Origin of the sequence: Streptomyces sp. NPDC056161 (assembly GCF_042268025.1) — a bacterium.
In the GTDB taxonomy this organism is placed as follows: domain Bacteria; phylum Actinomycetota; class Actinomycetes; order Streptomycetales; family Streptomycetaceae; genus Streptomyces.
This window is the reverse complement of record NZ_JBHJUV010000115.1, coordinates 1-10973: the sequence shown is the minus strand read 5'-3', so window position 1 is coordinate 10973 and position 10973 is coordinate 1. Positions and strand designations below refer to the sequence as shown.

Annotated in this window: 11 protein-coding genes and 3 pseudogenes; 8 read left to right on the top strand and 6 right to left on the bottom strand. The window is 68.3% G+C overall.

Features of this window, described 5'->3' with window-relative positions; all coding sequences use genetic code 11:
• Positions 1 to 96: 96 nt before the first annotated feature.
• From ACFC09_RS45345 to ACFC09_RS45335, 3 genes and pseudogenes are all read right to left on the bottom strand, one after another.
• Positions 97 to 413, bottom strand: a pseudogene (locus tag ACFC09_RS45345) (transposase); the annotation flags it as partial.
• 154 nt (positions 414 to 567) lie between these two features.
• A pseudogene (locus tag ACFC09_RS45340) lies at positions 568 to 1264 on the bottom strand (menaquinone biosynthetic enzyme MqnA/MqnD family protein).
• Positions 1265 to 1315: 51 nt separating this feature from the next.
• Positions 1316 to 2293 (bottom strand): LysR family transcriptional regulator, encoded by a 978-nt coding sequence (locus ACFC09_RS45335; protein WP_376538951.1) that lies wholly within the window; start codon positions 2291 to 2293, stop codon positions 1316 to 1318.
• A gap of 105 nt (positions 2294 to 2398) precedes the next feature.
• On the opposite strand from ACFC09_RS45335, the gene ACFC09_RS45330 reads away from it, so the two are divergent.
• The gene (locus ACFC09_RS45330; RefSeq protein WP_376538949.1) at positions 2399 to 3292 is read left to right on the top strand and encodes an NAD(P)H-binding protein; all 894 of its coding nucleotides are present in this window, start codon (positions 2399 to 2401) and stop codon (positions 3290 to 3292) included.
• Positions 3293 to 3363: 71 nt separating this feature from the next.
• Positions 3364 to 3729 carry a darcynin family protein gene (locus ACFC09_RS45325; protein WP_376538947.1) on the top strand — a complete coding sequence of 122 codons (366 nt, stop codon included), beginning with the start codon at positions 3364 to 3366 and terminating at the stop codon, positions 3727 to 3729.
• 314 nt (positions 3730 to 4043) lie between these two features.
• On the opposite strand, the gene ACFC09_RS45320 is transcribed toward ACFC09_RS45325, so the two are convergent.
• Positions 4044 to 4523, bottom strand: coding sequence for a hypothetical protein (locus ACFC09_RS45320; protein ID WP_376538945.1), 480 nt, complete (start codon positions 4521 to 4523; stop codon positions 4044 to 4046).
• 678 nt (positions 4524 to 5201) lie between these two features.
• Here ACFC09_RS45320 and ACFC09_RS45315 point away from each other — a divergent pair.
• The gene (locus tag ACFC09_RS45315; protein WP_376538943.1) at positions 5202 to 5642 is read left to right on the top strand and encodes a hypothetical protein; all 441 of its coding nucleotides are present in this window, start codon (positions 5202 to 5204) and stop codon (positions 5640 to 5642) included.
• A gap of 213 nt (positions 5643 to 5855) precedes the next feature.
• On the top strand, positions 5856 to 5993 hold the full coding sequence (locus ACFC09_RS45310) for a hypothetical protein (protein ID WP_376538941.1): 138 nt from the start codon (positions 5856 to 5858) through the stop codon (positions 5991 to 5993).
• 572 nt (positions 5994 to 6565) lie between these two features.
• Here ACFC09_RS45310 and ACFC09_RS45305 read toward each other — a convergent pair.
• Together ACFC09_RS45305 and ACFC09_RS45300 are read right to left on the bottom strand one after the other, a co-directional pair.
• Positions 6566 to 6739 (bottom strand): CsbD family protein, encoded by a 174-nt coding sequence (locus ACFC09_RS45305; RefSeq protein ID WP_376538939.1) that lies wholly within the window; start codon positions 6737 to 6739, stop codon positions 6566 to 6568.
• 236 nt (positions 6740 to 6975) lie between these two features.
• Positions 6976 to 7176 carry a hypothetical protein gene (locus tag ACFC09_RS45300; protein ID WP_376538937.1) on the bottom strand — a complete coding sequence of 67 codons (201 nt, stop codon included), beginning with the start codon at positions 7174 to 7176 and terminating at the stop codon, positions 6976 to 6978.
• A 792-nt stretch (positions 7177 to 7968) separates the two neighbouring features.
• Between ACFC09_RS45300 and ACFC09_RS45295 the strand changes: the two are divergent.
• The 4 genes and pseudogenes from ACFC09_RS45295 to ACFC09_RS45280 all read left to right on the top strand — a co-directional run.
• Positions 7969 to 8283, top strand: a pseudogene (locus ACFC09_RS45295) (fatty acid desaturase); the annotation flags it as partial.
• A 206-nt stretch (positions 8284 to 8489) separates the two neighbouring features.
• Positions 8490 to 8888, top strand: coding sequence for a hypothetical protein (locus ACFC09_RS45290; protein WP_376538935.1), 399 nt, complete (start codon positions 8490 to 8492; stop codon positions 8886 to 8888).
• A 26-nt stretch (positions 8889 to 8914) separates the two neighbouring features.
• Positions 8915 to 9190 (top strand): hypothetical protein, encoded by a 276-nt coding sequence (locus tag ACFC09_RS45285; protein WP_376538933.1) that lies wholly within the window; start codon positions 8915 to 8917, stop codon positions 9188 to 9190.
• Between the two features lie 163 nt (positions 9191 to 9353).
• On the top strand, positions 9354 to 10529 hold the full coding sequence (locus ACFC09_RS45280) for an NAD(P)/FAD-dependent oxidoreductase (protein ID WP_376538953.1): 1176 nt from the start codon (positions 9354 to 9356) through the stop codon (positions 10527 to 10529).
• The last annotated feature ends 444 nt before the right edge of the window (positions 10530 to 10973 follow it).

Genomic DNA, 10973 nt, shown 5'->3' with positions numbered 1-10973 from the left:
GGGAGCGTCCGAGCCCGTGGTCGTCGGGTTCGGTGAAGACACCCCCTGGCGGCTCGACCTGCAGATCCCCTTTTTACGGGCACCCGCCGCATGCTAGTGGGCGCGGGCGATGGTCGAGTCCACTGACACGTCCCAGGTGATCAGCCCCTGGGCGTCGGCCCGGGCCTGCAGCTGCTCGAAGATGCGGTGCCAGGTGCCGTCGCGCTGCCACCGCCGGAACAGACCGTAGACGGTCTGCCACGGGCCATACCGCTCGGGCACGTCCCGCCAGGGAGTACCAGCGCGGGTGCGCCAGCGTATGCCGTCTATCAACTGCCGCTTGGTGTGCACCGGCGGTCGTCCGGGCTTCCTTCCGACCGGGAGCAGCGGCTCCACTTCGCCCACTGCGCATTCGTCAGATCATGCCTCCCCACAAAGTGGATCTTGACACATCAAGATCCACTTCTGAAACGCACCCTAGAGCGTCATGGACGTGCCTGCTGCGGCGACCAGTCGGATGCGCGAACTCTTCCGGGGTGGACAGCGTAAGCAGCGGCGGCCGCCAGATTCGATCGGCCCGCGCAGCTGTCACGGCCGCAGGACGGAGATCTCCAGCTCCGGGTCGAACCCGGAACCCGCGGCGACCCGGCGGGCGAACTCGCGTACTCCCTCCAACTGGCGGTCGCCGAAGGAGAAGTCCAGGGCCTCGGTGTAATAGCGGCGGAGGGCCTCCTCGTCGAATGCCTCCCAGCGGGCGGCCTGCTCGCAGACCTTGTCGACCTCGGCCAGGGAAAGGTCCCGGGACTCAAGGAAGGCCCGGTGCACCTCGCGCACCACGTGCTCGTTCTCCGCCAGGTAGTCCCTGCGGGCGGCCCAGGCCGCGAAGACGAACGGCAGCCCGGTCCACTCCTTCCACAGCCCGCCCAGGTCGTGCACCTTCAGGCCGAGTTCCCGCGCCTGTTGGAGGTAGGCACGCAGCGCGACATCACCGATCACCACCGCGGCGTCCGCCTCCTGCATCATCACCAGCAGGTCGGGCGGGCAGGTGAAGTACTCGGGCCGGACACAGGTACTCCATGCAGGCGATCGGACCGATGTCCAGGTCCCCGCCCGCCAGCAGGTCGCTCAGCCGGTCCGGGGTGTCCTTGGTGAGCTCCAGATCGAGCAGGCTGCCCGTACGGGCCAGACCCCAGTAGATCGGCAGGCAGTTGAGGAACTGGATGTGCCCCACCCGGGGACGCTTCCCCGGGGTATGCGGAACATGGGCTTCGAGAGAGATATCCACCCCCGATGGCTACTGAACCTGGCTGAAAGCCGTGGAACCCTTCGGGTGCGGCTACTCGGGGGCGACGGCGTCCGCCGCGGTGATCTCAGAAGCCGCTGTCGGTGTGCGGAGAGTCCGGCGGACGGTGTCGCGGAGCCAGCGGTGGGCGCCGTCGGCCGTGTGCCGGGGGTGCCAGGCCATGCCAATGGTCAGTGGTGGCAGCGCCAGGGGGATGTCGAGGAGTTGCAGCCCGAGGGCGACCGCGTCGTGGGTGAGGGGCGAGGGGGCCGCGCCGGGGAGCGCGGCGGGTACGAGGCAGACGAGGTCGCTGCGGGCGGCGAGGGTCATCGCGGCCAGGTGGCCGACGAGGACGACGCTGACCCGCCGGTGCAGGTTCAGCTCGGCAAGGGCGGTGTCGAGAGGGCCGGTGAACCGGCCGCGGCGGCTGACCGCGACATGTCGGGCGGCAGCGAGCCGGGCCGGTGTCAGCGGCCCTTCGGTGAGTGGATGGCCGGGCCGGACACCCGCGACCATGCGGAGGCCGACCAGTTCTTCGATCTGCGTCTCGGGGTCCACGTGGTCGATGGATCCGATCTCCAGGTCGATCCGGCCATCGCGCAGCGCGGGTCCGGCCTCCAGTTCTTCGGACCGGATCCGGAACGAGACCCCCGGCGCCTCCCGCCGGGCCAGGTGCAGCAGCCCGGGGGCCACTGCCGCGCCGACCAGGTCGGCGGTCTGGAGGGTGAAGGTGCTGCGGAGGGGGTCGACGCTCGCGCCGGGGCTGAGCAGCGCTCCGAGGCCGCGTACCACTGTGGCGGCTTCCTCGCGCAGTGCCTGGGCGCGCGGGGTGGGAACCATGGTCTGTCCGGCCCGGACCAGGAGGGGGTCCTGGAGGATACGGCGCAGACGGGCGAGGGTGCGGCTCATGGCGGCGGGCGAGGTGTGCAGACGTGCGGCGGCACGGGTCACGCTCTGCTCGGCCAGCAGAGCGTCCAGCGCGATGGCGAGATTGGCGTCGACCACCGAATCCGGGCTGTTCACCAGCATCATTCCATTTCGAGCAATGATTCCGTGCTGAAGATCCCATTGTGGCAGCACGGAGATCCTCAGCAGGATGAACGGCGTACCCGGACCAGCACGACCTGCGAGGTTTTGATGATCGTCATCACGGCTCCCACCGGGAACATCGGCCGTCACCTGCTCTCCCGGCTCCTGGAGTCCGCTCCCGCCGCGAGTGAGGAACTGCGCGTAATCGTGCGTGATCCCGCCCGGCTTCCGGACGCGGTGCGCGACCGCGTCGAGGTGGTCACCGGATCGCACGCGGAGGCCGGTGTCCTCGACCGGGCCTTCGAGGGTGCGGACGCCGTCTTCTGGCTCGTCCCCCCGGACGCCTCCCTGACCCCGTACTACACGTACAGCGGTTTCACCCGCCCCGCCCTCAAGGCACTCGCCGCCCTCAGCGTCGGCCATGTCGTCGGCGTCTCCGCGCTCGGCCGCGGCACCCCGCTCGCCGACCGGGCCGGCCTCGTCACCGCCTCCCTCGCCATGGACGACCTCATCGTCGGCACCGGCGTCGCCTACCGGGCGCTGGCCTGCCCGTCCTTCTTCGAGAACCTCCTGGAGGAAGCCGACTCGATCCGCGAGAAGGGCGTCTTCACCGACTCCGTCGACGCCGACCGCAAGGCCCCCATGGTCGCCGTCGCCGATATCGCGGCCACCGCCGCCGGCCTGCTGCTAAACCGCTCGTGGACCGGCACCGACAGCGTTCCGGTCCTCGGGCCGCAGGACCTGTCCCCCAACGACCTGGCCAGCATCATGACCGAACAGTTCGGCCGCCCCGTCCGCTACGAACGCCGGCCGCTCGACGAGTTGGCCATCACTCTCGTCGGCCACGGCCTCAACGAGGCGTTCGTCCAGGGCATCGTCGACATGAAGCGGGCCAAGGACGAGGGCCTCGACACCGGCGTCGCCCGCACCGCGGACACCAGCTCCCCCACCGGCTTCGAGCAGTGGTGCGCCCGGACCCTCAAGCCCGCCGTCCTCTCCTGAACTCCGGCTCCCCGCGCCGGAACCCAACAGCCCGGCGGACCAAGCCCACCCACCACCCTGGAGGCACCCTGATGCCCGCTGACAGAACCGAACCGCCGGTCACGGCGTTCATGCTGGTCAAGACCACACCCGAATGGCTCGCCCTGACCGTCCCGGAACGCGTGGACGCCTTCACCACCCAGGTCCTGCCGACCATCGAGGCCAAGACCACCAAAGTCCGGTCACGCTTCTACAACACGGAGTTCTACTCCGCGCGCGTCACCGACGTCTGGGTGTGGGAGGCCGAAGACCACCACGCCTACCAGCTCCTCATCGACGCACTGCGCGAAACCCCGTTCTGGGACCGCTACTTCGAGGTCGTCGACCTTCTCGTCGGCACCGAGAACGGCTACGCGCGAACCTACAGTCTCGAACCCGTCGCCACCATCACCACCTGACACACCGCCCGCTCGCGCGATGGGGTCGATGCCCTCCAGCCGGTCGCGGCCGGAGGGGGCATCGGCCCGGAAGAACCAGAGCCGCCGCTCGGCCGCCCGGTGTCGACAAGGAGCGTCACAACAAGCGCAACACCGTCGAACCGGCGGTCAACCAGCCGAAGACCTTCCGAGCGGCCGCAACCGTCTCCTTTCGTTGCATCGGCGCCCGCAGGCGGTACCCTCGTCGGTGCCGAAGTTCACCCGCAGCGCAAGATCGCGAAGTCGGACTGGAGTGCCAGGACTCCGGAAACCGGCACTCCCGGCACTCACCAAACTCAGTACGTCAGCCACTCCCTTCGGGGGATCAAGGTGTCAAGGCGTTCCTGGCCTTGCATGGCCCACTGGGGTGCGAGGAACACAGGCCGGCTGCGGGCGTGGTCCCCGTTCTGCTGGCAGCGCAGGACCACTCCCAGACCGAGGAGACAAGGCTCCCCGCGTTCCCCGAAACGCAGACCGTCGACGTACTCGGGCAGTTCCGATTCCTCCAGGGTCGGCACGGTCTTCTCGATCCAGGGATCCAGTTCCGACGGCAGTCGGCCCACCAGGCAGACGCCGTCGTGGCGGACCTGCGGACCCCGGCAGGCGTCGACAGCCACCGCGGCCAGCGTCCGTGTCTCCTGGTCGTAGTAGGTGTCGATACCGACCCCGTCGAACCGTAACCACTGCGCGTACTTCCCGACGTCCCATGCCGTGACCGGCTCTCCCAGAGCAGCGGCGACTTCATCCCTGCTCTGGCCGAACCGCAACGGTCCCACGGATTCAAGTGGAACCCATGCCCAGTCAGGACGCGCCGCGTCCGGGACGACCTCATCTCCCCACCAGGCCAACGACCCCACCTCTCATCCGCACGTACGTGCGAGAAGCATCTTTGCACGGCCGCCTGCGGCGGGCTGCTCGTCATGCGCTGGGCTGCCCATCAGCTGGATCCGGGAACCGACAGGCGATTGCCGTGGGGGCGTGCGAGGTTGGATCGTTCTGGTGAGTGTCGGGGCCGAGGAGGCACTTGGCAGGGAGTACCTCGCGGTGGCAGCGGTGGCGACGGCTGTGGTGGACGCCCGACCCGTCGCCGTCACCAGCGGCGACGACGCCACCGTACGGGTGTGGGACCTGGCCACCGGGAGTGCCGTGCACACCCTGACCGACCGCACCGGCGCGGTGAGTGCGGTGGCGACGGCCGTGGCGGACGGTCGACCCGTCGCGGTCACCGCCGGCCGCCGCGACCGCACGCTGCGGGTGTGGGACCTGACCAGCGGATCGTGCTTGACGATCCTTACGCTCCCGCACCCGGCAGCGTGCCTGGACATCACCAACGACGGCACGGTCACCCTCGGCATGGGCAGGGAAGTCATCGCCCTCACCCCGGAACCGGTCTTCAGGAGACTCCGACGAGCAGGAGCAGCGGCGATCCATTGGCCGTCGTGGCCGTGCATGGCGTGGGATATCGCGACGCGCGCGCCACGGCCGAGCACATACGCGCGGAACACATCCGGAGCTGGACGCGCCATCTCGCCGACGGGATGGAAATCGAGACAACGCACCTCGCCCTCGACTTCGCCTACTACGCACACCTCCTCCAGTCCGGTCCCACCGTTCAGGGCGCGCCGGACCAGGACATGGAGGAGCTGCGGGATCCGCTGGTCAAGGAGCTGACAGCGGCCTGGCTGAGGGAGCTGGGAGCCCCCCGGCCCGCCGCCCAGGGGGCGCTGACGATGCCGCTGCGGTACGCGGCTTCCTGGGTGGCGGAAAAGTTCAGCCTGGACGGTCGGCTCACCGAACTTTCATCCGGGTCTTCTTCCGTGAGGTCGCCGCCTACCTGGACGACGTCGACTCCCCGGCGCGCACCGCAGTACGGGAGGAAGTCGCCGCGTGCATAGCCCGACACCGCCCCGGGTCGTCCTCGCCCACTCCCTGGGTACCGTGGTGACATATGAAGCCCTCCACGCACACCCCGAACTGCGGGTGGAACTGCTGGTGACGATGGGCTCCCCCCTCGCTCTCCCACATGGCGCCTTCGACCGCCTCGTCCCCCCTCCCGCCGGCGTCCCACCCGCCCGCTCGCCATGCGCCCGACCGGTGTTGCACGGTGGGTGAACATCGCGGATCCCGGAGACCCGGTGGCCATCCCGCCCCGGCTTGCCCGAGCCTTCACCGGGATCGACGAGGACCTCACCGACCCGATTCACCCGGCCTTCGGATTCCACCACGCGAAGAACTATCTGTCCTGAGCCACCGCCGCAGCACTGGCCCCGTATCTGGGGCCGTGACCTCTGCCGCTGGTACGGATCTCCGGCACAGAACAGAACCGTGTTATTGATCTCTGAGAGAGACGCTGCCGTGTTGGCCCCACTACCGGCCGGGCCCACAGGCCGAGGCCCTGCGGCAGATCGTCATGCAGAACTACTACCGCGACGCGGCGGGCCGCCTGCGCTGGCGCACCGCCGACGACGGTGAACTACCGCCTTCCTCCTCCGCGATCGTCTCCCCTTACGACACCACGGCGCGTTACGTCCGACACGGGCACATCATCAGCTGGAAGGGATACGCCGCGCATGTCACCGAGACGTGTGCCTCCGACAGCGTCAACGTGATCACGGACGTGGCCACCACCCCGGCCGCCATGAACGACGGCCAGGCCCTGCCCAACCTCCTCACTCACCGCAGCACCCCTGACCCAGGCCCCTCAGTCAGACGCGTTCTCAAGCACACAAGTAGCGAAGGCTCCGCCGGTCGACGACGTCAGACCGGCAGGCGTCGGCCCGGCCAGCGCTCGCCAGCCGGGCCGCAGCAGAGTGCTCGGTCAGCGCTTGAAAGCGCCCTTGATGTTCTGCCCGGCCTGCTTGAGGCCACCCTTGGCCTGCTCGCCCTTGCCCTTGGCCTCCAGGGAACGGTCACCGGTGGCCTTGCCGGTGTCCTTCTTCACCTTGCCCTTGGCCCTCTCGGCGGAATGCGCCATCTTCCTGCCCAGACCCATGACTAGCTCCTCTCGGCAACCCTCACAGGTATCACCCAACGAGCCCTTTGCCCTCCTATGTTCCCCCAGGGTTTCACTCCAACCACACTGGGCCCGAACACCGACTCAGGCCGGTGCGCCGGCCGGCACTCCTGGGGCGGCTCGACGCCCGCCCGGTGCGACCGACGCCGACCGGGAAGCGCCACGTCGGACCGGGCGAAGGTGCTCCCCGGATCGGTGCTGCGCGCTGGCGGCCCTCACGCTGGAACATGATCTCCTGCCGGCGTTACCGGAGGCGAACGTTTGCTGGTGCCCCGGCCACCACTGCCCCAGCCTCGGCGCCGACCCAGGCGCACGCCGAAGAAGATGATGTCTGCGACGAGCACGATCACGCCGATGATCAGCAGGTAGACCAAGCCCTTGGCCACCGCTCCGATGAGGCCCAGTACGATCGCCACGATGACCAGCAGTAGAAACAGAACCACCTCAAGTCACCCCGATCCCGGAGTGTGAGCTCTTCAGCGGCGACTTTCAACGGCCATTGAGTCGTCCTCAAGCCGTCAGGCGAGCGGATCGGCGTTCGCCGCTGGCGCCCGTCTGGTCAGGGAGATCAGATGGAAGTGCGTGAAGATCGCCCCCTCGACCCGGTCGGGGCAGGTTCCCTGTCGGTGTCGATCTGCGGAGCGCCTGTGACCCCTATTCTTGTCGTAAGCCCGCAGTCACGCCGCCCAGCGGCACAACACCGACGACTGCCGGGTCGGCAGAGGGGACCGAGACGGCGGCGAATGCGGGACCGCGGTTGCGATGTCGACACAGACCGCTTCCAGTGCAGCGGCATTCCCACAGTCTCCGCCTACCCCGCACGGCGGCGATAACACGCCCGAGGGTCGAGCGCACCATTTCGGGGCCTCCCCCGGGTCAACTTCCGCGACCGGGCTGCCGCCGAGAAGGGCGTTTCCGGCCTGCGTCCCACCGGGACGGGCGCTGTCAGGAAACATGCGGTCGCCATCGGCCATCGATCGATCACGAGGACCAGTCGGGCCGAACAGCGCTGACCCGCGCCCCGCCGAACGTCATTGTCGACGCGGCAGAGCGCCGCGCCCGTACCGGGCGGCACGGCTCAGCGGTTTCTTCCATGGCGTGATGCCGCGCCGCCGTACGGTGCGGTGGCTTCTCCTGGTCCGCTTCGTTGGTTTCAAGGAATCGCCCCGACCTCAGGAGTCGAGCGTGTCGCCGAGCGGTGCACTTCTTCCTTCGCGCCGAACCACAAGGGCATGCCGATGATCCAGGAGGACGGCGAACGGTGGGGGGCATCTACGACGCCAGGTACTGACCTCGCGCAATGTGCGAGGCGGGTGGGTGACCGACTGACTCATGGGCGGTTTGAACTACCAGGTGGAGCACCACCTCTTCCCCAACATGCCGCGCCCCAACCTGCGCCTCGCTCAGCCGCTGGTGCGCGAGCACTGCCATCGCCTCGGCGTGCCGTACGGCGAGGCGGGCCTTCTCGACTCCTATGTGTCCAGGCGCTGCAGCATATGCACGCGGTAGGCGCTCCGCTGCGGGCCACCCGATATTCGACGGCCGACTGCGCTGCAGAAAAGGAGTTTCAGCGGACCGGAATTCACCACGGCTGCCGACAAGATTCAGGGTTGCACATTCAGCGATTTGTCTTCGCAATGATGGTCGCGGGTTTCCGGGTGCGTAAGGGGGTGGATGGGACATACTGGGATCGAATGCCGATCGCCGACGTGTAGGAGGGACGACGTCTATGGCGAAGACGGTGACCATGAAGTGGGCTGATACTCCGGCAGAGCACGATTATCCTGCGGCCGCGTCGTTTCTGCGGCTGACGGCCGCTCCGGCACTCGTGGAGGTTCTCACCGCGCTGCTGTCGCAGGCGCCCACGGTGCAGCAGCGCGCCAAGGACATCTTGCGCGCGGCCAGGCTGCAACTGCTTCCTGCAGATGATCCCGAGGTCGCGAGGGAGCTGAAAAAGGTCGCCAAGGGCAAGCCGCTGTCACCGATCCTGCTCGTTCGCGGCGAGCTGGGCCTGGACCGTGCTCTGCAGATCGCTGATGGCTATCACCGGGTGTGCGCCAGCCACCACCTCAACGAGGACGCTGAGATTCCGTGTCGCCTCGTTGACCTGCCCGCGATCGCCGTTTAGACCCGGCGCCGAGGCGAGGACGCGCCGTGACGAGCGACGAGCAGCTCAGCGGTGGTGGATCGACGGGAAGCCGTGACGTGCACGACGACGTCGAGGCGATCGTCCGCGCCCGTCACGGGGCGCGGATCGCGACTGTGTTGGAACGTGAGCCGGTATGGGCCCGTGACTTCACCGACCTCACCCACGAAGGGCGACGGCTGTTCGGTGAGCTGTTGGGGACCTTCCTGCTCGTCCTGGCCGTGCCGGAGCAGCGCTCCTGGAGACAGCCACTCACGGTCAGATCGGTCGGGCCGCCGCGGTGACTCGTCCTCCTGCACGAGCGGACGGACGACTCAGACCGCGCACAGGTCGAGGAAGCCGTCCGCTCCTGCCCCGCTCTCGCGCTCTCGATCGTCGAGACTGAGCCATGTCTATGAACTCATCCGCAACTGACGGGCTCGTGGTGGTAGGGCGTGTCTCGCGGGGCTGCGAGCCGTCCAGGCAGTCAGGCGGGACGGCTACTGCGGCCGGATCGTCCTGATCGGACGAGAACCGACGTTCCCCTACGACCGCCCGCCCCTGTCCAAGTCGTTCCTCACCAAGCCGGACGCGGGGCCGCTCTTCTACGCCGACGAAACAGAACTCGCCGCCCTGGATGTCGAGCTGCGCCTCGGATCGGAAGCCACCGGCCTCGACCTCGCTTCCCGGACCGTCCAGGTCGACGGCGCGCCCGTCACCTACGACAAGCTGATCGTCGCCACCGGCGCCGACCCCCGGCCACTGGTCGGGACGCCACCACTCGCCGGTGCGGAGACCCTGCGAACGCTCCACGACGCGAACCGGGTGCGTGACGCGATGCGCCATGCACGGAACGTGGTCATCGTCGGCGCCGGCTTCATCGGCGCGGAGGTCGCCTCCTCGGTGCGTCAGCTCGGCGCCAAGGTAACGATCGTGGAGGCGACAGCCACTCCGCTGGTTCGTGCCGTCGGTGAAACCGGCGTTGACGCCCTCTCCCGGCTCCACGACCGTCGTGGAGTGCGGCTGCTGCGAGGCACGTCGCTGGAGAAGACCAGCGGCGACACCCACGTCACCGCGGTCACCTTGAGCAACGGCGAAACCCTCGAAACCGATCTACTCATCGTCGGCGTCGGTGCCTCCCCGGCCACCGGCTGGCTCCGTGATTCAGGGCTGGTGCTCCATCCGGCCGACGGCGGTCTGGTGTGCGATGCCCAACTGCGAACGTCCGACGAGCACGTGTACGCCGCCGGCGACATCGTGCACTGGCCGAACGCGGTCATGGACACCACGATGCGCCTGGAGAACTGGACGAACGCCGCCGAGCAGGGAGCCCGTGCCGCCCTGAACGCGGTCTTCCCCGAGCGGGCGCAGCCAGATGAAACGGTCCCGTACTGCTGGAGCGACTGGTACGGCCACCGCATCCAGTTCGTCGGCACGGCAGATGCGGAGAGCGTCACGTTCGCCGACGGCTCGCCGGACGACGACCAGCTCACAGCGCTCTACCGGACCGGTGACCGAGCAGTCGGAGCCGCCACCCTCAACCGACCCCGCCTGATCATGAAGCTACGACGCCTGATCGCCACCCCCGGGAGCTGGGACGATGCCCTGGCGCTGGTCCAGGCCAAGATCGGCAGTACCCGATGACGGGCGTGCAGCCAGGCCAGCGCCAGCTGTGCGATCGTGCACCCCATGGACCGCAAGAGGTACGGACCAGAGCGAACCGATCACCATTGCCCGCACTTGTCACCAGTGGATCAGAGATAGCGCGAGACCGGCTCCAGGACTCTTCAGGTGGCCCCGTCACCCGTCTGAACCTGTCGACCGGGCGGGGCAGCTCATCAACTGGCAGGAAAGGTACGGCCGTTTGAAGGTCGCAAGCGAGGCGGCGCAGAATTTCTCCATGGTCTGAGCTTGACTCTGACGCATAAATGTCTGCAGGTAGCTGCGATTTCGGGCAAGGGGTTCCGGCCCAGCCGGACTCGTCGGGACCTGTCCCGAGGGGTGGACACCTCTGAGCCCGGCCCCGCCAGGGGCCGGGTAGGAGGCATCTTTTATGGTGATGAAGGTCTACTCGCCCGAGTTCAGGGC

Coding starts and splice junctions, on each gene's coding strand:
- ACFC09_RS45330 (WP_376538949.1), top strand. CDS start 2,399: ATGATCGTCATCACGGCTCCCACCGGGAACATCGGCCGTCACCTGCTC.
- ACFC09_RS45290 (WP_376538935.1), top strand. CDS start 8,490: ATGGCGAAGACGGTGACCATGAAGTGGGCTGATACTCCGGCAGAGCAC.
- ACFC09_RS45335 (WP_376538951.1), bottom strand. CDS start 2,293: ATGATGCTGGTGAACAGCCCGGATTCGGTGGTCGACGCCAATCTCGCC.
- ACFC09_RS45305 (WP_376538939.1), bottom strand. CDS start 6,739: ATGGGTCTGGGCAGGAAGATGGCGCATTCCGCCGAGAGGGCCAAGGGC.
- ACFC09_RS45325 (WP_376538947.1), top strand. CDS start 3,364: ATGCCCGCTGACAGAACCGAACCGCCGGTCACGGCGTTCATGCTGGTC.